Origin of the sequence: uncultured Vagococcus sp. (assembly GCF_963518325.1) — a bacterium.
Lineage (GTDB): Bacteria > Bacillota > Bacilli > Lactobacillales > Vagococcaceae > Vagococcus_D.
The window spans coordinates 1-25084 of the sequence record NZ_CAUQJB010000015.1 but is presented as its reverse complement, the minus strand read 5'-3'; the positions used below and the strand labels follow the sequence as shown (position 1 = coordinate 25084).

Sequence of the window (25084 nt, the reverse complement as noted above, 5' to 3'; positions counted from 1 at the left end):
TGTGAGTAATCCATACACAGAAACCCTAATTATTGGGTCAAATAAATGACCTATGCCACAAATCAGATGAGTGACTACACGACTATTTAACGACTCGAAAGGACGAAATCAATGAAAACCCATATAGAACTTCCTTCAAAAGATGCTTTAACGACGCTCCACCTTGTCCAATGGACCCCTGAGAAACCGAAAGCCATTTTACAATTGGTCCATGGGATGGCTGAATTTATTGAGCGATATGACGAATTTGCTAATTATTTGGTGGCGCAGGATTTTCTGGTCATCGGACATGATCACTTAGGTCACGGCCAGTCCGTCTCAAAAACTGAACCCCTATACGGCTATTTTTCAGACTCGCAAAGTGCTAACCTGTTAATTGAAGACACCTATCAAGTAACTGAACTAATTCAAGTTCAGCATCCTGACTTGCCCCTCTTTATAATGGGCCACAGCATGGGATCCTTCGTATTACGAAATTATTTAACCCGCTATTCCACACATTTGGCAGGTGCCATTATTATGGGAACCGGAGGGCGACGTTCAGAACTAAAATTCGCTTTACCACTAGCAAAAGCATTAAATCAACAACAGCCGAAAAGTATCAATCACTTTTTTGATAAACTGGCCTTTGGAGGCTTTGCTAAGCACTTCCCTGAAAAAAAATCCAGTTTTGATTGGCTCTCTAAAAATCCAGACAACGTAAGGACTTATATCGCTCACCCTAAAATGGGATTTGTTTTTACTAACAATGGGTTTCATACGCTCTTCACCTTAATGAGTAAAGCCACTGAGATCAACTGGTTTGAGCCCATTCAACGAGAACTACCGATATATATTACCAGTGGTGAGCAAGATCCAGTTGGTGACTTTGGTAAAGGTCCTAGAGAAGTTGCCAATGAACTGGCAGAGGCAGATTTTAAAGATGTCACTCTCCACCTTTATCGTGACTTGCGACATGAAATTCTTAATGAGAATGAGAAGCAAATGGTCATGATGGATATTTTAAATTGGTTAAACCGTCATTTATAGCAAAAAGAACGTCTGGTCAATTAATCAGACGTTCTTTTCTCGTGCAGCATTTTGTAAAATAATATCAATTAATTTCATCTGCGGAACTTCCACTTGCCGACTATGGATAATCTGGGCCAATTGAGTAAAGTCTGCTTCTTCTCTTTGATAAAAGTTAATTAAACTCGTCACGGACTCAGGTGAATAAGTTTGAGGGCCTAAATCAAACTCTCTAAAAACGCCTTGAGCTCGACTATCAAATGAGGGGATGCAGCCTAAAGTGCCAAGTAAAACTTTTGTAATTAGTTGCTGTGAGACCGGACTTTCTGGCTCTTTTTTTTGTAAACTTGCATAAGTAGCCTGTCTGATTCTATGATAGATTTCGGTAATATTATCTGTCAATTCAAATAAACGATCCCGATTCGCTTCTAAAGATAAATCCTGACAAGAAATCCCACTTAACTCATGATAGTCTGGTGAACAAATTAACTGAATTGCTTCCCGGTGTACCTTATAGCCATGTTGCAAAATAAAAGAGGAGCCATGATACATATTCGCTTGAGCTAAATAAACACTTAGGTGTAAAGACAACATATTATAATCAGTTGCCCTTAAGTTTCGGTAACGGCTTGTGCTAAAGTAGTTATAACAATGGTACCACACCCATTCTTCTTGATTTTCCCGCATGAGTAGCCCATCTAAATAACGATTACCTATGCGTTGAGCATCAAAATAGTTCACCTAATAACCTCTCCTTTCAAATAAGCTGTCCGGAAGCAAACAAAAAGCGTAGCCGACAAGACGTCAGCCACACCATCATGCTCACTATTTCGAATAAACTTCAATTCCCGCTTTTTTGATAATATTGGCCAATTCTGACGGTCGATCAAAAAATTCTTCTAGCGCAACTTCTTCTTGGCCGTTAAGCAAGGTTGTCACCCCTTGAGGAATATGGTAACAATTGCCATCAAAATCAACACGAACTTCCGTTCCATCCTGTCGCTCAATAATCAGCTCACGATATCCTAACATTTTGACTGTATGAGGATGTCTTAAATCCGGCTTCCGGATAATCCTATTATCTTCGTAAGGAACGTAGTGCAATATTCTAGTCGGTCTTTTTTCGCCATAGACCAAGGCTCCTTTATCCAGCTCACGATCAACCGTGTGAGGATAAAGGATGGCAGTCTCTTCTTCCTCATAACTACCATCTGCTTGTTCCAGTTTAACTGGAAATAATAAATAGGGGTGTAACTCGATTCGCGCACGTCGAATGTCTTTTAATGGAACTGACGACTCGTCTTTCAAAACAATTGCATCCCCATCAAAAAGTCCCTCAACTACGTCCATCTGCATCTCTCCTTCTATCGTCAAGTATTTATACGCCTGATTTTGTGAAAAAATGTCAAACTCCACTTTCAATTAATTGAAAATCAACCTCTCATACCTATCCGCTTCTGACATCTCACTAGGCAAAGAGTTTGCCTCACTTGCCTCATTCATACTTTGCCTATTTTACTATCACCTTTTCAATAAAAGCAATAGATTTTTTTATTTTAGTTGATTTTTTTGTGAATAAATTCATTATTATATTCCAATCAATCACCTTATTATTTTAGTATCGGTTATTTTAGCTAATAACTTCACTCTTTTTCCAATAAAAATGTCGACTTCATCAATTTATTAAAGACTACATACTCTTTTTCTAAATTAACCCGCACAACTTCATAACTCGCATTTAGCCAGCCATACGCTCCCTTTTCGGGATACTTATAATCATTGGCCCACCAATCTTCCGTCGTTCTTGCTGATCTTGGTAAACCACTATATGGAAATAGTAGCTCATCGAATTGAGTAAAGGTTAACGTCACTTGAGAACCGCCATTACTCAACATATAGCGGGTGACAGCATCGTATTTACGTTCTCGTCTTGACTGGTAGTGATTCGTCATTCCTTTCACCTCTTCTTCGCAGTTTAACTCATTTATAGTTCAGAGCTAATGACTTGTCCTCTGTCTATACTGATATTATCTCATATAATGCCATTCTTGCAAATGCTTCCAGCTTTGTCCAGTAGATTGCCCTATTTTTCGCGATAAAGTAAACTTGCGCCTGCCCTTTGACTTATACTATACTAAAAGAGAAATGAGGTGCATTATGTTATCACGTTATTTAACCGTTAAAGAAACGGGTCAACACGAGATTGAAATAAAAAAATCACGCTTTATTTGTACCCTCGCCAGAGTGGAAACTGAGGATCTCGCCAAACAGTTCATTCAAAACATTAAGAAAGAACATTGGAAAGCCAGTCACAATTGCAGCGCTTTTGTCATCGGTGATCGTCACGAAATTCAACGCAGCAATGACGATGGTGAACCAGCAGGCACCGCAGGACTTCCAATGCTAGAAGTTCTAAAAAAAAGAAACCTAATTAACACCCTAGCCGTAGTCACTCGCTATTTTGGCGGAACTGAGCTTGGTAAGGGAGGCTTAATTCGGGCATATGGTGGCGTTGTCTCAGAAGCTCTTGATGTCATCGGCATCTCTGAAGGCCGCTTGCAACAAGAAGTTATCGTTAAAATCGATTACAGTAATCATGGTAAACTCGAAAACTTTATGGAACAGTCTTCGTATGGGATTAAAGAAACACTGTTCACCGATGTGGTCAACGTGATTTGCATGGTGGATGACGATCAAGTCGAAACCTTTCAACAAGAGGTCACTAATATCCTTAATGGTCAAGGAACCATCACACTTGGCGAAAAAAACTATTTCGAAACGGACTACCTCACCAAAGTCCACTAACCAAGACCTGGAGCAATCTAGGAAATTAAGTCACCTTGCTTCTTAGGTCCCTCTTTAGTAGTTAGGCCAGCGGAGGGAGCGGATTTTTAGAGCCTGTCTATTGCACAGTATGCATGAAACTGAATGAGAGGGTGGAACTTATAATCCCACCCTCCTATTTAAGGTTGACCTAATTGGTCAGCCTTCAGCATAGCGTCAATTATTTTTTGAGGTGTCACTTCTACATTATAGTGACTTGTTTCTCCGTTAACTGTGGCTTGATTAGCAATTGCCATCAATGAACCAGCCCCATTGATAAACAAATCCCTTAAGTTAGTCGGCAATCCAAGCTCTTTATAAAATCCGACAAACCTAGGCACCTCTTCAAGTCTCCCTTCAAGGACTAATTGTGTCAAAGTTCCGAAAGCAACTTTCTGCCCATGACTCAAGGTTTGGACCTTGCCAGATAAAACAGACATCCCATTTTGAATAGCATGAGCCGCTGCTAAACCGCCACTTTCAAACCCTAGACCGCTAAGCAAAATATTCGCTTCTACAACCGCTTCAAAAGCCGGCGTCAGTCTCTTCTCCTGATTATCAACCACGGCTTCCTTGCCATGCTGAAAGAGAATCTCCTGACATTTCTCAGCAATCGCAATCGCCGTCAGAGTGGGCTCTCCTCCCAGCAAGTTAAGTTTGCCTTCCGCCACAACCGCTCTCACCTCCACATAAGTAGCCAATCCATCGGCTATTCCTGAACTCAATAAAAAAGGGGGTGCTTGAATAATAATCTCTGTATCCACTAAGACAATATCCGGATTTTTATGATGGTAATGATACCTCTCAAATAAGCCATCAGAACTGTAAATTACCGAAATCGCAGAAGTTGGAGCGTCAGTGCTAGCTGCTGTCGGTACAACAGCCACTGGCAAGTCTAACCGATAGCTGACAGATTTCCCCAAATCAATGGCTTTCCCACCTCCTAACGCCAACACAAAATCAACGTCACCATCTTGGTTTTGCTTAACCAAGTCCATGATTTCTTCTTCCGACGATTGACTCTGAATAAAGAAGGGTGTAATCTCCACACCATTTTCCTTTAATTGGTCAGCTAATTGGCCACCACATATTTCCCAGACTCTTTGATCGGTTACTAATATGCCATGGCGGCCTAATTCAAGATAACGACTTTCAGATTTTAAAACACCTGGCCCCTGAACATAACGACTGGGGCTACCAAAAATTTTTACCATCTAATTCCTCCTAGTTGAATTGTTACACCTTTCACAAAATCACTGAAATAAAAAGAAGAGAAACACTCTCCTTTTAGGTTCTTTTATTTTTCAAGTAAAAATTCAAAGCGATTGCCTACATACTGAGAACGGACGTACTCAAAAGGTTGTTCGTTTTTAAAATAAGTGATTTGACGTAGTCTTAGAATCGCATCACCTTTTTTAATGTCCAAATGCTCTGCAATTCTCTCGGAAGCCACCATCGCCGTCACCCGCTGCACCGCTTTGCCAATTTTTTGTTCACTGTGTTCTGCCAAGGTTTGATACAAGGACTGCGTGATTTCTTTTTTATTGTAATCTTTAACAAATTCATAAGGAATACTCGTCACCTCAAAACAAATAGGTAAATCATCGGCATAACGAATCCGTTCCATTCGCAGGATTTGATCATTTTCGGTCAATTGTAATTTTTCCATCTCACTTGAACTTGGTTTTGTAACAAAATAGGACGTCGTTTTACTGGCTGGTTTTTTCCCTTGAGAGATCATAATTTCTGAAAAACTTGTGGTTCCTGTCATCGTTTCTTGAACCTTTTTACGCGCCACATAAGTTCCCGAACCAATTTTACGTTCCAAGATTCCCTCATCTGCCAAAGTTTGGACAGCCTGCCGCAAAGTCATTCGACTCACGCCAAACTGGATGGACAACTCACGCTCAGATGGCAAACGATCTCCCACTGCCCACTTTCCTTTTTCAATCTCTTCCCGAATTTGGTCATGTATCTGAATATAAACTGGTAAATTTTTTTTTGGCATGCTACTCTCCCTTTCTTTCAGCAGCGAGTTGATTGGTCTATCACTTAGCAAGACAATCAAAACCTTAACAACGGCTGATTCTTTCTCTCTTATTATAACTGGTATATACCAAACTTACAATAGTATTCGCTGTAATTTAGCAAAATAACTAAAAAAACAGATCAAGAAATTAATCTCGATCTGTTGCTACTGTTAATCTTATTTTATCTTGCTCAGCCTTTAAGGCAGCTTGCTCCTGATCAGCCTGCTCTTGATTAAAGACTTTTTTTGCTGTTGCCATCATTAAGCGTATGCGATTTAGTTGATTGACAATTGAAACGCCTGGGTCGTAATCAATCGGCGCGATATTTGCCTTAGGGTATTGGCGACGAAGCTCTTTCGTCACTCCCTTGCCCACTACGTGATTAGGTAAACAACCAAAGGGCTGTAGACAAACAATATTATGAACCCCTTCTTTTAAAAGTTCGATCATCTCGCCTGTTAAGAACCAACCTTCTCCCGTATGATTCCCGATTGAAAGAATTTTCCCAGCATCCTCGGCTAATTCATAAATTGAAGCAATACCTGTAAACCTGTCAGACTCTCTCAACGCCTTGTCCATCGGTTTTTGACACATTTCAATAAATTTAATTCCGAATTCAGCCACCCATTTGCTTTTCTTAGTTGTTCCAAGATTCTCATGTTTCCAAATTTGATTGTACAAAGAATAGTTCATAAAGCCTGAAATATCAGGTACAATCACTTCGGCGCCTTCTGCTTCCAGCAAGCGAACAATATCATTATTGGCAATCGGTGAGTACTTAACCAAAATCTCGCCTACCACTCCAACCTTCGGCTTCTTTTGCCCCGTCTGCGGAATCGTATCAAAGTCCTTTACAATAGCCTTCATGTTTTTATTAAACTGGCGGAATGAACCACTGACAACACTAGGCTTAATTTTTTCAAGCCATTGATCATGAAGTCTATCAACCATTCCTAGCTCGACTTCATAGGGACGAGTTCGGTATACCACTCGTTCAAATAAATCGCCGTAAAGGAAGGCCACGGCTAATCGTTTTAACAAGGGTAAGCTTAATTTAAAGCCAGGATTGGATTCTACGCCCTGATTCCCCATGGAAACTGACACCACAGGAACTTGAGAAAAGCCAGCGTCATTTAGAGCTTTACGCAATAACGGAATATAGTTGGTGGCACGGCATCCGCCACCTGTTTGAGTCATCATCACACTAGTATTGTCGACATCATAATCGCCACTTTGAAGAGCTTCAATCAGCTGCCCAATGGAAATTATCGCAGGATAACAGGAATCATTGTTAACAAATTTTAGCCCAACATCTATGGCCCCCGTGTCTTCTGAAGGCAAGCAAACTACTTTATAACCAGATTCCTGTAATGCCACATCAACGAGACCACTTTGATGAATCGGGCTTAACATCGGTAACAATAACGTATGAGTGTCTTTCATCTCTTTTGTAAAGACAATCTTTTCAGGTTCATCAAACTGTTTTACAGGTACCACATTTAAGTGGGCCCGCTCGTTGACAGACGCTTTTAAAGAACGCAATCGAATGCGAATAGCGCCTAAATTGGATCCCTCATCTATTTTTAAAACCGTGTAAATCTTCCCATACTGTTCCATAATCTCTTCTACTTGATCAGTTGTCACTGCATCAAGTCCACAACCAAAAGAATTTAATTGAACCAGTTCCAAATTAGTCGACTTAGCAACAACTCGAGCTGCTGCATAAAGGCGGGAGTGATAGACCCACTGATTGACTACCCGCAAGCCGCCAACGTCTTCTAAATGAGACACACTGTCTTCAGTTAGAACATGAAAGCCTTCTTGAGTAATGACATCGGCAATCCCATGATTGATTTCCGGATCCACATGATAGGGACGACCTGACAACACAATACCCTTTTCCCCTTTTTGAGTTAAGGTTGCCAATACTTCTTCCCCCTTAACTTGGATGTCATGCTTGTAAGCATCCAACTCCTCAAAGCCATGGTGAATCGCCGCCGACATCTGCGCTTCAGTAATGCCTAAATCGGCAAAGGCCTCAGTCATGACCTTCACCACTGAAGCTTCATGAGCCAAATTCATATAAGGATTACGGTAATCCACTAAGCCATCACGAATATCATCCACATTATTGCGAATCACATCGGGATAACTTTGCACAATCGGACAATTAAAGTGGTTATCAGCTTCTGCAGATTCCTGTCGTTCAAAAACGACCCCCGGATAAAAGATTAAGGGCACACCACTATTAATCAACGCTTGAATATGACCGTGCGTCAACTTAGCAGGGTAACAGGCCGTATCACTGGGAATTGTCTCCATTCCCTGTTCGTACAGTTCTTTATTGGAACGAGGCGATAATTCAACACGAAAACCAAGATCCGTAAAGACCGTATGCCACAAGGGATAGTTTTCATACATGTTCAAGACACGTGGTAACCCAATCACCCCATGTGGTGCATCTTTAGCTTTCAAAGAACGATACTTAAAGAGACGGCGGTATTTATACTCGACTAAATTAACACGGCGATCTTCCCGTTTGATTTTTATCTGGGCCCCACGCTCACAACGGTTTCCTGTAATAAATTTCCGGCCATCTGAAAAGATAGTGACCGTCAACATGCAGTTATTTTCACACAAACCACAATTGGCAAATTCATTCTCAGCAGTAAATTCAGCCATCTCACTAGCGCTCAACATCGTGGTTTCATCTGTCAGCTCAAAATGCTCCAGAGCAATCAATGCAGCCCCATAAGCTCCCATTAAACCAGAAATAGCAGGTCGAACCACTTCTCGTCCACTAACTAGCTCAAAAGCCCGTAAAACAGCTTCATTATAAAAGGTGCCACCCTGACACACGATTTTTTTGCCCAACTCTTCTGGACGGCGAATCTTAATAACCTTGTAAATCGCATTTTTAATAACGGAATAAGACAAACCAGCAGATATATCTCCTACAGTAGCCCCTTCTTTTTGGACTTGTTTAACCTTGGAATTCATAAAGACGGTACAACGAGACCCTAAATCTACCGGCCCCTGAGAACTTAAAGCTGCTTCAGCAAAGTCCTCCACTGTATAACGCAGGGATTTGGCAAAGGTTTCGATAAAGGAACCACAGCCTGAAGAACAAGCCTCATTCAATTGAATGGAAGACAATACACCGTCCTTGATCTTCATGGCCTTCATATCTTGGCCACCGATGTCTAAAATAAAGTCCACTCCTGGTTGGAATTTATTTGCAGCCTTGTAGTGAGCCATCGTTTCAACTTCACCAATGTCCACTTTTAACGCATTTTTAATTAAATGCTCGCCATAACCCGTTACCGCCGCCTTTCCAATGTAAGTATCAACCGGCATTTGAGCATACAAGTCTTGGATGACCTTCATAGTCGTTTCCAACGGCTGCCCCTCATTATTGCCGTAAAATTGAAATAAAATCTCCCCTTCTTCATTAATTAAAATAACTTTAGTAGTGGTAGATCCAGCATCAATCCCTAGAAAAGTTACCCCATGATGCTCAGCCAAAGATTTAGTTTCAACCGTTGCTACGTTATGACGTTGACGAAATGCCGTTAAATCTTCCTCTGTTCTAAAAAGTGGCTCCAACGATTGACTTGGTTGTAATTGCTCTTTAGTATCGTGTGATAGCTTGTCCAGTAAACGAGCAAAAGTTGTGGTATCGTCATTTTCATCCGCATAAATCGCCGCTCCAATCGCCACAAATAATTGAGGATTTTCTGGAAAAATCACATCTTCCGGCTGTATATTTAAGGTTTCAATGAATCGTTGACGCAGTTCGCTCATAAAATACAACGGACCACCCAAAAAAGCTATTTTGCCTTTTATTTTACGGCCTGAAGCCAATCCAGCAATTGTCTGATTCACAACTGCTTGAAAAATACTGGCAGAAATATCTTCTTTTGCTGCCCCTTCATTTATCAAAGGTTGGACATCTGTCTTGGCAAAAACACCACAACGAGATGCTATGGGGTATATATTCTCATAATTTTTTGCTAATTCGTTCACACCGTTGGCATCTGTTTTTAAAAGACTGGCCATTTGGTCGATAAACGCACCAGTTCCACCTGCGCAACTACCATTCATTCGTTGCTCCATCGCCCCTTCAAAAAAGGTAATTTTGGCATCTTCTCCACCAAGTTCAATGGCGACATCTGTTTCAGGAATCAGTTCTTCTACTGTTTTCGTGCAAGCAATCACTTCTTGAACAAAAGGAATAGCCAAAACTTCTGCCAAGCCGATACCACCTGATCCAGTAATTGTCATAGCTACCTGAGCATCCTGCCCCAGAATTTCTTGAGCTTCCTCCAAGACCTTTTGACTCGCTTTAGTCACATCTGAATAATGGCGCTCGTATTTCGAAAAAACCGTTTGATTGAGTCCATTTAGGACAACCAACTTCACCGTTGTTGAGCCCACATCAATTCCTGCTCTGTAATACATTTTCCTACCTCCATAGTGTTTCAATTAGATTCTCTTGCTCTCTTTTTCACTAAATAAGCAACAACCTGTTGAATATGAAACAACTCGTCTGTTATAATCATTTTATAACAACTACAAATTAATTCAACAATCAATTTCATTGATTTTGTGACATAAACAACAAAGTCGGTCGAATTGTTGCTTTTCTTAATATTAATTTAGAAAAAAGTCGTTAACATCGCTAAGAAAGTAGGGTTATTCATGAAAAAAAAGACGGATTTACGAGTTCTCCGAACAAAAAAAATGATCGTCGAGGGTTTTATCACATTAATCGACGAAAAAGGCTATGAAGCCATCACTATCCAAGATATTGCCGACCAAGCAATGATCAACCGAGCCACCTTCTACGCTCACTTTAAAGACAAATTAGACCTTTATGAACACGTACTAGAATTTGCCATCGATATTTTCGCCTCTATTTTGAATACCGAGCAGCTAGTCGAAGGCAATTTTTTGAAGTTAAAAAAAGTTGAATTTATGTTAACCTCTGTCTTTGTTAAAATCAGAGAAAATAAAACGTTTTTTCTGACCTTAACAGAAGGTACCTCTGCCCTATTATTTAGAGAAAAATTATCTCAGCTATTAACCGAACAATACCAAGATGTTTTCAGCTCATTAAGAATTACTGAAAATGATATTGAGGTACCAATCGATTTTATTATCGAATATATGACTTCGATTTTTATTGGTACCGTCCACTGGTGGGTCAAAAGTGATTCTGATTTCCCACCAAATCACATGTCACGTTTAGTGATAAAATTAGTTGGAAATGGCCATCTAACTGTTTTGGGCATCGACGTAGAAAAATAACAAAAAGTCTGACGAGAATAGCTTCGCCAGACCTTTTGCTATTGATTGTCTACAGCCTATTTAATCATTCTCGGACATCTCTAAAATATGCCCAGCTGATAATAAAACTAATTTTACCGAGGTTACCGGACGGCCCTTAACCTGTGCCAAGGCTTGTTTATACAATTGTAGCTGCCCACGGTACTTGTGTTTAACCGTTTCTAACCTCACCTGATCGGCCTCTCCGATATAATCCGTTTTAAAATCATACAAAATTAACTGGTCCTGGTCTTCGTAGTAACCATCAATAATTCCGTGAATAAGAATTTTATCATTGGCTGCTACCGGGTAGTCCTTAAAGATAGCTTCTGCTTTCATCAACATTGAGAAGGGCTGTTCACGCGTCACCCCTTGACCATTGGCTAACAATAATTGACCAAAATCACTTTGATAAAAATCTAAAATAGCCTGTCGGTCAATTTTTTCAGCCACCCGCTTATCAAGGGAATGATTTCCCACTAATTCGATAATTAAGTGATTGAGGCTCGCTTCTGTCGGTTTTTCATTCAAAGGCATTAACTGCATGATCAAATGAGTGGCTGTTCCAATTTCGGTTCCCTGAACCTCGCCAACCTCTTCCATAAATTTAGGTTTAGCCAATTGATCATCTGCATGTCGATTGACTGTTCGTGCCCGTTCCTGTGTTAAATCCAGGGTTAACAAATCCGCATTATCCGGATCTTCAAACACACGCTTAATTTCTGAAACCGACTGATAACTTGTCGTTTGAGTCGAATCCTTAAAGGGATACGTGTAGTTTAAACGAGCTAAAGCCTCATTTAACAGACTTGGGTTTTCTGCCACAAAAGTACCACTAGATTCACTGATTAGTTCAATCTGAGAAACCAACTCTGGCTTAACATCTTCTAAGCCATTAAAACTGATCTTAAAATGAGCCGGATGCTGATACACACCGCCAACTTTAGCAATCTCGTACTCCGATTGAAAGGTCTGAGCATCCTGATGACGCATCAGAGTTAATCCAATCCAATCCATCAAGGATAAACTTTTTAAGCGTAACTCATCTCCCAAAACCACATGAGGTTCCATGGCACTGCGGCTCCATTTCTTCCAAGCAGTCTCCTGATCTTTGTAGGAACCAACTAAAAAGAGTTTTTCCTCTGCCCGAGTTAATGCCACATAGAGCTTGCGCATTTCCTCTGACAATAGTTTTTTACGCTTCTCTTCACGAATCGCTAAAAAAGGTAAGGTGCGATAAAAGAGGCGACTATCCTGATCCGTATATTTAATCCCCGCACCTAGCTTATCGTCAAAAATATAAGCATTATTCAAATCCATTAAATTAAAACGACGGGTTAAATCCAAGACAAATACCACTGGAAATTCCAACCCTTTGGAGGCGTGAATCGTCATGACACGAACCGCATCTTCATCATCGCTAATAGCAGTGGGTTCAGCCAAATCCTTGTCTTTCCCTTGCATCTTCTCAATAAAACGGACAAATTGAAACAATCCTTTAAAGCTCATCTCCTCATAACTAGTGGCACGCTCATAAAGAGCATGGAGATTCGCTTGCCGTTGTGCCCCAGCAGGCATGCCCCCAACGTAATCAAGGAACCCTGTGTCTTGATAGATTTGCCAAATCAGTTCCACTAAAGGTTGACGGCGGGCCATTTCACGCCAGTTTAACAATTGATCCATAAAAACTTGGAGTTTAACCCCGAGCTCACTCCTATTAGTTGTCAAAAAATGGGTCAAGGCATCAAAAAAACTACCTGTTCCTAAGCTCGCTCTAATTTCCGCTAATTGATTTTCCTTTAAGCCAACCATTGGCGACCGTAAAACCGCGGCTAATGGAATATCTTGATAAGGATTGTCAATCACATTTAATAAGGCAATCATAATCCGAATCTCCGTGGCTTGAAAATAATTCTGAGTGTCGTTAACATGTAAAGGTATCTCTAATTCCTTAAAGATATCCAACAACACTAAATTATTTTTCTTAGTCGGCGTCAGCAAAACAATATCTTGATAGCGTAATGGACGAGTTTCTTTCGTCTTTTTGTCGTAAATTGGAAACTTCTCGGCTATTAATTCTTTGATTTTATTGCCGACTAAACGGAGCTCACCTTCCGTTTTATCATCAATTTGAAACCGATCATCCACATCCTCGAGCTCTTCCTCCGATTCATTGGCGTTCTCAAAAATCAAAATTTCAGTGTCGTAGTGATCCGTTTCCGGGAATCCTTTGAAACCATTGATGAGCTGTGCGGCATCATCGTACTCCAGTTGGCCAACCGACGCATTCATTAACTGCTCAAAAATCAGATTCGTGAAATCTAAAACATTGCGCCGCGAACGGAAATTTTCGGCCAAAATGATTCGCCGACCATCCTGACTCTCACCAAAGCGATTGTACTTATCGATAAACAAAGTTGGATCAGCCAAACGGAAAGAATAAATGGATTGTTTAACATCCCCAACCATAAATAGATTGCCATTTTTAGCATCTGGCTGGCGCAACCATAACAATATATTTTCCTGCAGTTGATTAATATCTTGGTATTCATCGACTAAGACTTCCACAAACTTATCACGATAATACGTCGATGCTTCCGACCCTTGCCAACCGTCTGGCGTAATCGTCGCCAAAATTTGCAAGGTAAAGTGTTCCAAATCATTAAAATCCACCAGATTTTTCTCCGTTTTGCGCTCAGAATAAGCTTGTTCAAAACGAAAGGCCACGTCAGCCATCTGACTGACCATTAACTGAGAGTCTTTCATAACTTCCAACATTTTAGCAGGTTCAATACTAAATAACCCCTTTTGCCAATCGGTCAGCATCTTCTTATTGCTGTTCCGTAATTCCTTAATCAACTCATTGACTGCTTTTTCTTCGTCCTCTAAATTGCGTAAAGAAGGATAGCGAGCAAAATTCAGTTGAATCAGATAGTGATAAACACCCTCTAAATCATCCTCATGAATCAGACTTAACAGGGTCTGACCAAAAATTGCTTCTACTACCATCAAATCCCTGACTTTACTGAATTTTTCATCCCCCTCGGCTAAGCCAACCATCTCTTGACTCTGACTGATTATTAAGTCCAACTCTTTAATTAAATTAGGCTTCAACACATCTTGATAAATCCCCGCTTCAGCCAAACTATCCGTCACTTCATAGGCTTTTCCTAATGAATCTAGCCAAGCTTTCGGATTAGGATTAGAGCGGGCAAAATCATAGAGTGAAAAAATCAAACGAGTTAAGCCATCATCACTGCGGTCATTGGAAAAATTCGCCGTTAATCGGTAAAAATCTTCTTGATCTTTTTCATAAAGTTCTTCCCTTAATTCTTCCCAGACGTCTTCTTTTAGCAAAATCATTTCAGTCTCATCCGTTAATAAGCGAAAGACAGGATCAATTTGAATTAAATAATAATACTTGCGAATCACTTGCAGACAAAAGGCATGAAGCGTGCTGACATTAGCCGTTGGTATCAAGGTCAACTGCTGCATAAAATGACGCTTTAACTCTGGATCTGATTCTTCTGAGATCGATTGCTCGACAGCCTTCTTTATGCGCTGCTTCATCTCTTTTGCCGCCGCCTCAGTATAAGTCACGATCAGCAGTTCATCGACATTTGTTCCTGCTTTAATTTTTTCAATAACCCGTTGAACCAACACCGTTGTTTTACCTGAGCCAGCCGAAGCCGACACCAAAATATTGGCTCCTTGATCGTAAATAGCTTGCCATTGACCATCAGTGAACTGGCTGTTACTTGGTTTTAAGGGCAAATCTGCTCTAATTTCCGTCATCTCGATTGCCCTCCTCTGCGATTTTCTTTAAGACCTCGTCTTTTTTCAACTTATCAATTCGATGATAGTCATTTTCTTTTAACATGACATCAAACTGACAGACACTACGAAACGGACAATACTGGCAAGCCACACGCAATTTATCACGATAAGCCGGGTTCAACTTTGTTGAGCCGTTAAAAATTTCTTCCCCTGCCTCTTTAAAGTTATGACGATTGTGCTGAATCAATAACTCAACTTCATCTTCCGTCACAAATTGACTGGATGAAAAATCACCATTTTTTTTCATCGTATAAGGAAACACACTTGATTTTGGTTGCTCATCTAAAGTCAAATCCAACCGTTCTAAGAGTGGCGCCTCATTTAACAATATGCCTTTATAGCCGTATTCTTTAAATAACTCTTCCGTTACGACATCCTCAGGCAGATTGCCTTCAACAGTAGGGTTCTTAATCTGTAAGTAAAATGCACCGGCTGGTTTCGCTTTTTCTGTGCCAATCAGTTTAACTGCATTGCTCAAGGCCACATCCAAGTATGTTATCATCTGCATAGCCAGTCCAAAATAAGCATCGCGATAATCAAAGGTATGACGGCTAGATTTATAATCAACCACAGCCAAGTACGATTGATCATTGACATCAATTCGATCCAGTCGGTCAATCTTGCCTCGAATACTCATCTGTTTATTTTGACCTAAATCCACATTCAAACTATCTAAGCTGACTTCCTGAGCAAATTGACCAAACAGTACCTCTGTTTGAACCGTTGATAACCCTGTCCGTTGGCTTTGTTTCCTCAAGGCCCATCCCACTCGTTGAATCGTTTGTCCTAGCTGGTAACGAATATAGTTCATCCTGTTGCTGGCTGTTAAAATCGCAAATTTAGGTTCTGCTAAAATCCCCGCCAATACTTGATTGGTCACTTCTTTGAGTTCTTCCGTCGTCAACTGGCTTAAATTCAACTGTTCACGAATCAGCACTTTAAACAATTGATCAAGGGCATCGTGATAAAAATCACCTGTTGCAGCTGGCGTTAAAGCAAAAACATCCCGCTCTTTTAATTTTAGCCCATAATTCATAAAATACTTATACTGACATTGGTAAAAATTTTCTATTTTTGAGACAGAACCATGAATCGTCTCACCATACAATGCATCAACTAAAGCAGGCGTTAAGGCATCAGGCACATTTTTGTGAACTTGACTTTCAAATGTTTTCCGTGCCAATTCATGATAAAGCGGGTGTTGCAGTAGTCTTTTTTCAAGTTCTAACCACAGTGGTGAAATAGCCATTTTCGCCTCTTTTGCCTGCCGCTTTAAGGCATTTAAATCCGTCACTAAATTACGGTACGTACTAACATACTCTAAACTTAACCCAAAATCCGCTGGCAATCCTGTTTTTAATTGAACAGGCAGGCCTAAACGACGTGAGATTATTCCCAGATAAGGTGACATTTTCACATCTTTGCTACCTTCCTTAGTAGCGGGGTAAGTTAAATATAAACGATCAAAGGCGGAATTAAAAGCCAAGTAGGCGATGTAAGGTTCTTTTGCCAAATCTGCCGCCGTATTTTTTATTAAATACTTGCCATCTGCTAACCGCTCATCGACTAAACTACGCTCTTCATCTGATAGCAAGGTTTTGTTTTCAATTTTTTTAGGCAACACGTTGTCAGTTGCGCCTATTATGAAAGTGACACGACTTTTTTGAGCATGGATTAAATCCAAGGCTGATACACTGACCTGATCAATGGTAGTTGGTACCTTGCCGTAAGAAAGACCCGCCATTCCTGTTTCCAGTATCGCCACGAAATCCTTTAGAACAAAGTCATCTTCGCCTAAAATCATCACATATTCATCCAAAAGTTGGATAAACGCTTGCCAAGTCTGCTCATGAATTTTGGCTTCTTCTAATTTTCCCGATTCAATATCCTGATTCCGCCAGTAAATAATCTCTTGTTCGACTCCGCTGTCAATTAAAAACTGATAAAGGGCAGTTGCTGCCTGACGCCCCTTCTTGGCTTTTTTTAACTGATCAAAAAAAGGCAATAGCGTCTGACGTAAATGGCCCCGAACTTCATTGGAAATCCGTTGCGCATAGAGATTTTCATCTTCCTTCGTCTCGTCATTCTCAAAATCATAATAAATATAAACCCAATCTTTCTCCTGAGTCCAATAAAATCCTTCGTACCCATAGGCTAAAGCCACATTTTCAGTTACATCCACCTTATCCCGGTATTGATTTCGCAGGGCTTGCCATGCCTCGACTGATAATGAAGGGTCAGCAATTGGTAAAAACAACTCGGTCCGTAAAAAGCGCATGACATCCGTGTAACGGAAATGCCGTGCTTGTATCGCAAACAAACTGGTTAAGAACTCCACTAAGGGGTGGTGTTTCATTTCCAATTCCTGATTTAAATAATAGGGAATCTCGTGGCTGTTAAAGACCGGACCGATGGTATTGGTATAGGCCGACACTTCTCGCGTCAAGACCTGAATATCTTGATAGCGCATGCCTTCTTCTGACACCAGACGTCGTATCTCCTTGGCCACATGACTAACTTCTGTAAAAGGAGTCGACCCTTCCCAAATTTGGACCTTATCCGTTACTAATTTGGGAAATATTTTAGACGGACTAATCTCCTGAGACTCACGCCAACATTCATCTACTATTGCGATAGCATTGGGGTCATCTGATTGTAAACGAGTGTCGGCTAATAGATGAACCTGCTTACTGCGAGCAAACTGAGATAACTCATAATACAATTTTCCAGCATCAAAAAACATATTAAAGCGCTCTGGAGGGCGTTGAACATAGGCTTGGTCTAAAACTAAATTTAATTTCACCTCAGCAGCTCGTTCAACCAAGACTGCAATCAATTGTTGCTCTCGGGCCGTAAAACGCGAAAAACCACTGATGATAAACATCACTTGAGATAAGTCACGATCTTTTAAATAAGTCGCCAAATGCGTGATTAATTCTTTGGTGCCAACTTCTCGATTGGCTAATGCCACACAGTAAGCATCATACAATAATTGGAAATCCTCAAGTTTCCCTTTAAAATCAACTTCCTTCAAAGAACCTCCCAACCCCATTGAAATCTCATTCAAATCTACCAAATCAATACTGCCATCTTGAAGTTCACTAAATAGATCAGCCAATTGCTCAATAAAGCCAGCCTTATTTACTTCGCCACGAAAAATCGTTAAATTTTCAGCTTGCTCCAATAGAATTTTACGAATTAGCATATGAGTACCAGCCTCACTTAAATGCTCGTCCTGATACAAAGCTGTGTGTTGCAAATAATACCAGGCTAAACGTGAAAAACTAAAAACTTGTAAGCGCATGGTCGTCATATTATTCCAACCAGCATAAGCTGGTAATTGATGTAAATTTTCCAATACACTAACTTCCGTCTCAAACTTCACATGGTTCGGTACCAAATAAAATACCTCATGTTTTGGATCGGCCGTTAGCCATTCTGTTGCTCGTTCGACCAGCGGTTTTTCATGTTGACAACTCCCTGGTCCATATATAAATTCTAAGCTCATAAGCTGCTCTCCTTGCATCCGTTGTCCTAAACACTTCACTTCGTTTCGATCTCATCAAAGACTAATTTTTTGCGTTTAAATCAGGATTCTACTTTTATTAAACGCTTATCATAAGTGTATCATATTTCTGGATAAATGGGTGGTAAGACCGCCCCCAGTCAAGTAGACTCAAATTAAGCAAGCTAACACTTAGACCCTGTGTTAGCTTGCTAGCAAAATTCATTTAGTTAGAGTTGGATTATCTACAATACCTTGCAATATTGGCACCCCGTCTTGATCAGAAATAAGATAGATAAAGGGACGGTTCAGTTTAAATTCCAGCACAGGTTCCTCTACAACTGGAGGGACCGGCGCAATTGTGGCCTCTTCTGGAACAATTGGCATCATGACTTGAGTATAACCCGCGCCATCAACTTGATTTTCTGCAAACGATAACTGATTAGTTTGGAGTGCCCGACCTAGATAAAGACTAACGTTGCTTGACAGGCGACTAAAACCTGCTTCTTTTTTTGAGAATGCTCGGCCAAAACCCATTTTATCTAAATTAGGTTGTAAATCAAGGTTACTGACCACATTAAATTTAGGGATTGAGAGAGTCATTTTGCTTTTTTTATCTTCAACAATCCAAAACAATGATAGCATTTTTTCTTTCGTGTCAATCAAACTTCTGACATCAACTCCCTCATTAGGCAAAATAAGTTGAAGTCGGTTTCCATTTTTCAAGGGTAAGGACGTGGCCAGATAATCATCACCTATTCCATAAGGAAAACTTGCAAACTGTTGCTGCATCATCGCTGTTTTTAACTCGTTCCCATTGAACGGTTCTTCCTTGGTCAATTTCTCGTCAAAAGGGTGCTGCCACTCCAGTTCAAGGTGAGACGAATTTAATAAAACTAAGGCGAAACCTGGCTCAATTAATGACGTGTCATAAGTGGTTTCGCCCACATTAGCTTTTGCCCAATTACTAATTGTTTTTGCCGCCTTTTCAGGGTTATCGGTAAACGGGACTCGCTTAATATCACCGTAATAGTATGTTTCTGCTAGTTCCTTAAAGGGCGATGTTAATTTGACCGGTTTGTCCAACCAAAGGGCATTTGCCATTTTAATGTCGCCTGAACCGAGATACTTCCCTAACAACGCCTCATTAAATTGATGAAGCGTTTTACGTGAGGTCGGTGTCTGATACAACCCTTCAAACAACTCCGTCTGAGTGGCGCCGACAGCTCCTTCAGCTAAAAGAGACAGCATTAAATAAGGCGCCACAGGGCTATACACTTGATTTCCCTTTGATTGCAACATCAAACTGCTACTCTCGGCAGCAAATTGTACCAGACGGTCTTGGCTGGTGTATTTTTCATTACCAGAATCGATGAGCTGATTGCTTTTTTCATTTTTAGTCACATTGACTGCTTGTTGTTCAGGCATACAGCCACTTAATAATAAACAACTTCCCAAAGTAACAATGGCTCCAATATATGTTAACTTCATCATAACTCCTCCAAATCGAGTTGAGTATCAAACTCGACGTTTCTTAATAATCACCCAGATAATGCCCAACATTATCACGGCAGTAATAGACGGACCCACACTTAAAAAGAAAACTGCTAGTTGTTGGACTGCCTCCTGCCAAAATCTCATTTGATCCCGCCAATTATCTTGTACTCTGCTCATGACTGCTACACTTTTTTCTTTGGTGATTTTCTTCACCTCGCTGACGGATAACTGGACTTCCGTTTCAGCGACTTGATTATCAATCAATTTATTTTGTTGAATCAAACTTTCCTTTGAACTTCGAACTTGTGATAGCCGATCTTGAATGTTTATCATCTCTTGAACAGTATCACTTTTTCCCAATAAATTCAATAGTGCTTCTTCCTCTGTTTGCAATGCTTTAATTCGACTTTGATTATCTGAGTAACTCAAACTATGGTCGGTGGCATTTTCCGAAGCAGAAATAGTTTCGCCAATTTTAGCTAATGCGTTACTAAATTCTTCGATTTTTGCTTGGGGAATTCGAATCGTATAACGAGCCGAGCGCAGCTGACGATCACTTTCCTGATTGGTGATATCTGATTGGCTAAAGTATCCGCCATAAGATTTAACGGTCTCTTCAATCCCTTCAATTGTCTCTCTAAAGTCATTGGTCTCTTTAATAATATCATAGGTTTTGATTAATTTTTGTGCCGATTTTTCACTGGTCTCCACCGCTTGATTAGCTTCGGTTGTTCCAGCCTCATCAGAATAAAATTCGATTTTCCCTTTCGTCTCACTTTTTCCTGTCCCCTCGGCCCCGCTATCAGGAGCGGTAGGCACTACTTCTTTCTCTAGAGTAGACCTACTATCACTCTTATTAGCCTGTTGTTTCAGTTGTCGATTCCCAGCAACACTTGCGACGCTTGCCGTGGCAAGCAGTATTAACGCAGCAGCAATAACTAACAATCGGCGCTGTTTGACAAAGAATCGTTTTATTCCTGACTTTTTCAATTGCCCTTGACTACAATTGACCTTCTCATCACCTCTCAAGCCTTTTTCAATTGCTTGAAAGACTGCGTCTTGAGGAACGTCTATTTCTTGCCATTCTTTTTCCCATTGACTAGTCAGCTTCATCACAGTCCCCTCCTTCCAAATAATCTCGCAATAATCCACGGGCCTGGTGCAACTTATATTTGGTTGTCCCTACTGGTTCTTCCGTTATTAAGCTGATTTCTCTGATTTTTCTACCATGAAAATAGTGTAAAATAGTCACTTCCTGCAAGTCTTCTGGTAAGCTGGCGATGCCCGCATGAATATCCAGACGATTGTCATCCGACAACTCCTTTTTCGCTTCTAGGTCCCCCAAAGGTTCATTTGATACTTGAAGACTTGGCCGTCGCAATAGATCTAAACTTGTATGAATCACAATTCGCACGGCCCAAGTTGTAAAATAGGTTGGCTGAGTCAAACTGCCAATCTTCGTCATTATTTTTATGACCGAATCTTGAACAACGTCTAAAGCATCGGCTTCATTTTTTACATATAAAAAGGCCGTCTTATATAATTGCTGATATTGAGCTTTCAGCAAGGATTCAAGCGCTCGGCGATCGCCTTTCATTGCCGCTTGAACATCCATTTCATCTACCAACTCACTCACTTCCTCCCTAATAATTACACGGTTCATAGATTAGACGTTTAGAAACGCCTAAAGGTTGGATTCATTCTAACTTTCAACTAATTAGTTTCAGTTTAATCAATCACAGATGCCAATACAAGGGGCAATATAAGGGATTAAGTTGAATCAAAATTGAATACTTGACAGCAAGAGTAAGATCTAATCTCAAAGAGCTGCTTCAAGCCATGCAAAAAGCGTCTCAATGATAAGTAAGACCGTTTATCATTGAGACGCTTTTTAATTAATTACTTATTAACTGGACCAAATTTACTAGGCGGCCAGATACAGAACTTAACATTACCAGTAATATCCGCTTTTTCAATAAAACCGATTAAACGGCTGTCTTTTGAAATTTGGCGATTATCGCCCAATACAAACAATTCACCTTCAGGTACCGTACTGGAACCTAGAGCTGTTAAATTTCCTAAACTGAACTCACTGTGAGGCTGACCATCTTCTCCTGTTACATAGGTCAAAAAATCACCTTCTGCCAATTCACCTTTAAATTCCTTTAAATAAGGTTCGTCATACTCTTCACCATTAATAATCAGTTGATCGTTTTTATACTCCACTGTGTCTCCAGGTAAGCCAATCACCCGCTTGACATAACTCTTTTTCGGATCATCGGGTGCTGGAAATGTGACAATATCAAATCGTTCAATTTTTTTCGTTTTGGTTGCGATGACACGTTCTCGATCTTGCAACGTTGGGTCCATCGAATTGCCAGACACCACTACAGGCATAAAGACAAAGGTCCGGATTATGAATAAGACGATTAATAGACCGCCAAACCATATAATATTGCTAATTATCTCTTTCTTGTTCAATATCTTACCTCCTGAGAGTTTAAAATCTTACCTGATTCATTTTATCATAAAAACATCCCCTATAGTTAATTATTAGTTTAATACCCACTTTTCGAGAAAATTCTTCAAACATTCTTCATGATTGACCGCAAAAAAAAAACGACACTTGATGCACTCAACTGTCGATTGATATTCCCTTACTCAATTGTTTATTTTTACGAAGCACTAATATATTGCTTCCAGTAAAAATCAGAATGCCTAACCAAATCAACCCAAAAGCTAATAATTGGGGGAGGGCAAAGGTTTCTTTGAACTGAAAAATAGCCGCTATCAGCATCAGAGTTGGCGCGATATACTGTAAAAAGCCAACCAAAATATAAGATATATTTTTTGCTGCTTCTGCAAATAAAAATAACGGAATGGCTGTAACGATGCCAGCGCCGATTAACAGTAAATTCAAGCTTAACCCAAAAGACATAAAACCTTCAGCAGAAAAGAAAAACAAATAAACTAAAGCAAAGGGCGCTACAATCGCTGTTTCCAATGTTAACCCAGTCATGGAGCTAACTGCAGCAACCTTCTTAATTAACCCATACAAACTAAAGGTTACTGCCATCGCAATAGACGACCAAGGGACAACGCCACTTTGAAAGGCTAATAAAACCACGCCAAGTGCTGCTAACAAGCAAGCAATCAGTTCCCCTCGACCTAAACGTTCTTTCAAAAAAACAGTCGCTAACACCACATTAACTAATGGATTCATATAATAGCCCAAACTAGCATCGATCACTTTACCACTGCTGACTGAAAAAATAAAAATAAACCAGTTTGTTGTAACCAATAAAGCAGCTGCCACAATCGCCAGCAAGCGACGGTGATTTCTTAATACGGCTTTTACTTCCTTAATAAAACTGAACCATTTTCCACTGACAATCAAAATGACCATCATAAAAGCAAATGACCAAACAATTCGATAACTCAAGACAGATAAGGGAGAAACACTGCCAACTGCTTTCCAATAGAAAGGTAAAATTCCCCAAAGGACATAAGCCATCAGGCCAGCCAGCATCCCCCATTTTTGCCTCGATACATTTTCTTCATTCACCAATAACACAACCTTTACACAATATCGAATTGACTCTGACTCATTCGTTGTTTCATTTTATCACTAGTCCATTCAGAAAGGAAGGCCACACGGACTAATCTGCCGAAACCTAAACAATAGTCAATTGATGACCTGCCATTTTTAGGACTGTCATCCCCTTCTCAACATCAACGGCTTTTATTAAAAGGTAATCTGTGTTATAAGTCGATAATGCAAAGATCGAAATTCCCGCATCTGCTAAAGGATTGGCCAATTGCGTTAAAATACCCGTTAAGGCAAAATCTAGAACACCAGTAATCTGCAACAAGGCCCACCCATCTTCCACTGCCGTAGCCTCAGTCATATCCAACTGATCAGTCAAGGCAACGACGGAACACTCCTCTGCCGTCCAGATAACACTCTTAAACCCCTCTATATGTTGTAAGTTTGCTTGGTAACTAACAGGATACTGAACCACTGAATAACCTTCTTTTTTCAAAATTAATTCCATTAAATCGTCTCCTTTATTAAATTGTTTTTTTAAACCTATGTTCACTAGTGAAATTGAATGACATAACTAAATCATACCATGTAAACTAGCCAGAAACTATTGGAAAACTGATAGTTACGTCTACGGCTAATTCTTAATTTAAAACTAATTCAGGTCGAAATAGTTCGTAATTTACAGTTATACTTTTAAATTTAAGTTAAGAATTTTTAAAACTAGTAAGGATTGCCTCTCTGATTTCGTATTAATAGTGAAGGTATAAATAAATAGAAGAAATAAGTGTCCTATCAAAACAACTAGCTTATTGATGGATTAGAACAAACTAGCCGAAAAGGAGATGTCGATATACCTGTTTTTTATTACTTTATCAGCATTTTTTTGAAGAATGGCTAAAGGTTTGGATCATGATGGAAAGTTTGTTAGCAGATTTAATAGGGAAATAACTTGCCAGACAATGAATAGTTACCGAATAAACAGTGATGATAAATTTACTAGCGAGTGACTGGCTCACACTTTAGGAACTTAGGTTTTTAAACGCTAAAAATCACTGATGTTTCACTTAGTACTTAAACAAAAATAACTTGCTAAACAACTGCTTTGAAAGTTCTATAAGAAATCTTTTTTAGAGTATTTGACGATGAGTGACGATTTCACTCATCTAGTGGTTTTCTCTCATTTGAACGAAGAGATAAATCAGATAGTTATGAAATGGATGACGCCTTCACTCATCCCTTAAGGTTTTGATTTTTTAGTATAACAGCTTACAGCAACAGGTCATCTAAGAAATCACGGATAGCTAGTAATGATTAGAACCTTTCATAACAAACCCTATTCAGATATTTTGTCAATGAGTGATGCTTTCTCTCCTCAGCTGCTTCGTTACCTTTGAACGAATTACAGATAAACTAATTTGTTATAAAACGGATGACGCCTTCACTCATCCTTTGAAGTTTTGATTTTTTAGTATAACAGCTTACAGCAACAGGTCATCTAAGAAATCACGG

At 40.0% G+C, this 25084-nt stretch carries 16 protein-coding genes and 1 pseudogene; 3 read left to right on the top strand and 14 right to left on the bottom strand.

All coding sequences use genetic code 11. The features are described from left to right. Positions 1 to 111 precede the first annotated feature (111 nt). Entirely contained in the window at positions 112 to 1029 is a 918-nt protein-coding gene (locus RWN13_RS13080) for an alpha/beta hydrolase (protein WP_314064323.1), read from the top strand. Between the two features lie 24 nt (positions 1030 to 1053). Here the strand turns inward: RWN13_RS13080 and RWN13_RS13075 are convergent, their stop codons facing one another. From RWN13_RS13075 to RWN13_RS13065, 3 genes are all read right to left on the bottom strand, one after another. Then, positions 1054 to 1749 carry a hypothetical protein gene (locus tag RWN13_RS13075; RefSeq protein WP_314064321.1) on the bottom strand — a complete coding sequence of 232 codons (696 nt, stop codon included), beginning with the start codon at positions 1747 to 1749 and terminating at the stop codon, positions 1054 to 1056. Between the two features lie 84 nt (positions 1750 to 1833). Beyond that, positions 1834 to 2358, bottom strand: a complete 525-nt coding sequence (locus tag RWN13_RS13070) for a hypothetical protein (RefSeq protein ID WP_314064318.1) — start codon at positions 2356 to 2358, stop codon at positions 1834 to 1836. 293 nt (positions 2359 to 2651) lie between these two features. Beyond that, positions 2652 to 2960: a hypothetical protein gene (locus RWN13_RS13065; protein WP_314064315.1), complete on the bottom strand. Its 309-nt coding sequence runs from the start codon at positions 2958 to 2960 to the stop codon at positions 2652 to 2654. Positions 2961 to 3165: 205 nt separating this feature from the next. On the opposite strand from RWN13_RS13065, the gene RWN13_RS13060 reads away from it, so the two are divergent. Beyond that, the gene (locus tag RWN13_RS13060; protein WP_314064313.1) at positions 3166 to 3813 is read left to right on the top strand and encodes a YigZ family protein; all 648 of its coding nucleotides are present in this window, start codon (positions 3166 to 3168) and stop codon (positions 3811 to 3813) included. Positions 3814 to 3971: 158 nt separating this feature from the next. Here the strand turns inward: RWN13_RS13060 and RWN13_RS13055 are convergent, their stop codons facing one another. The 3 genes and pseudogenes from RWN13_RS13055 to RWN13_RS13045 form a co-directional block, all read right to left on the bottom strand. Next, on the bottom strand, positions 3972 to 5045 hold the full coding sequence (locus RWN13_RS13055) for a glycerol dehydrogenase (RefSeq protein WP_314064311.1): 1074 nt from the start codon (positions 5043 to 5045) through the stop codon (positions 3972 to 3974). Between the two features lie 83 nt (positions 5046 to 5128). Next, positions 5129 to 5839: a GntR family transcriptional regulator gene (locus tag RWN13_RS13050; protein WP_314064309.1), complete on the bottom strand. Its 711-nt coding sequence runs from the start codon at positions 5837 to 5839 to the stop codon at positions 5129 to 5131. A gap of 244 nt (positions 5840 to 6083) precedes the next feature. Next, positions 6084 to 10322, bottom strand: a pseudogene (locus tag RWN13_RS13045) (acyl-CoA dehydratase activase-related protein); the annotation flags it as partial. A gap of 240 nt (positions 10323 to 10562) precedes the next feature. Between RWN13_RS13045 and RWN13_RS13040 the strand changes: the two are divergent. Continuing rightward, positions 10563 to 11171 (top strand): TetR/AcrR family transcriptional regulator, encoded by a 609-nt coding sequence (locus RWN13_RS13040; RefSeq protein WP_314064304.1) that lies wholly within the window; start codon positions 10563 to 10565, stop codon positions 11169 to 11171. Between the two features lie 60 nt (positions 11172 to 11231). Here RWN13_RS13040 and addA read toward each other — a convergent pair whose 3' ends face one another. The 8 genes from addA to RWN13_RS13000 all read right to left on the bottom strand — a co-directional run bounded on the left by addA (position 11232) and on the right by RWN13_RS13000 (position 24083). Next, positions 11232 to 14975, bottom strand: a complete 3744-nt coding sequence (addA, locus tag RWN13_RS13035) for a helicase-exonuclease AddAB subunit AddA (RefSeq protein WP_314064474.1) — start codon at positions 14973 to 14975, stop codon at positions 11232 to 11234. Beyond that, positions 14971 to 18534 carry a PD-(D/E)XK nuclease family protein gene (locus RWN13_RS13030; RefSeq protein WP_314064302.1) on the bottom strand — a complete coding sequence of 1188 codons (3564 nt, stop codon included), beginning with the start codon at positions 18532 to 18534 and terminating at the stop codon, positions 14971 to 14973. The genes addA and RWN13_RS13030 overlap by 5 nt, the downstream gene beginning before the upstream one ends. 219 nt (positions 18535 to 18753) lie before the next feature. Next, a complete protein-coding gene (locus RWN13_RS13025; RefSeq protein WP_314064300.1) occupies positions 18754 to 20025 on the bottom strand; it encodes a serpin family protein in 1272 nt (423 codons plus the stop codon). 24 nt (positions 20026 to 20049) lie between these two features. Continuing rightward, positions 20050 to 21141, bottom strand: coding sequence for a DUF4349 domain-containing protein (locus tag RWN13_RS13020; protein ID WP_314064298.1), 1092 nt, complete (start codon positions 21139 to 21141; stop codon positions 20050 to 20052). Beyond that, positions 21128 to 21664, bottom strand: coding sequence for a sigma-70 family RNA polymerase sigma factor (locus RWN13_RS13015; RefSeq protein ID WP_314064295.1), 537 nt, complete (start codon positions 21662 to 21664; stop codon positions 21128 to 21130). Before RWN13_RS13015 ends, RWN13_RS13020 begins: the two co-directional genes overlap by 14 nt. A gap of 263 nt (positions 21665 to 21927) precedes the next feature. Then, positions 21928 to 22509 carry a signal peptidase I gene (gene lepB / locus RWN13_RS13010; RefSeq protein ID WP_314064292.1) on the bottom strand — a complete coding sequence of 194 codons (582 nt, stop codon included), beginning with the start codon at positions 22507 to 22509 and terminating at the stop codon, positions 21928 to 21930. Between the two features lie 154 nt (positions 22510 to 22663). Then, positions 22664 to 23593 (bottom strand): EamA family transporter RarD, encoded by a 930-nt coding sequence (gene rarD / locus RWN13_RS13005; protein ID WP_314064289.1) that lies wholly within the window; start codon positions 23591 to 23593, stop codon positions 22664 to 22666. A gap of 109 nt (positions 23594 to 23702) precedes the next feature. Beyond that, positions 23703 to 24083 carry an ACT domain-containing protein gene (locus RWN13_RS13000; RefSeq protein ID WP_314064286.1) on the bottom strand — a complete coding sequence of 127 codons (381 nt, stop codon included), beginning with the start codon at positions 24081 to 24083 and terminating at the stop codon, positions 23703 to 23705. Between the last annotated feature and the right edge of the window lie 1001 nt (positions 24084 to 25084).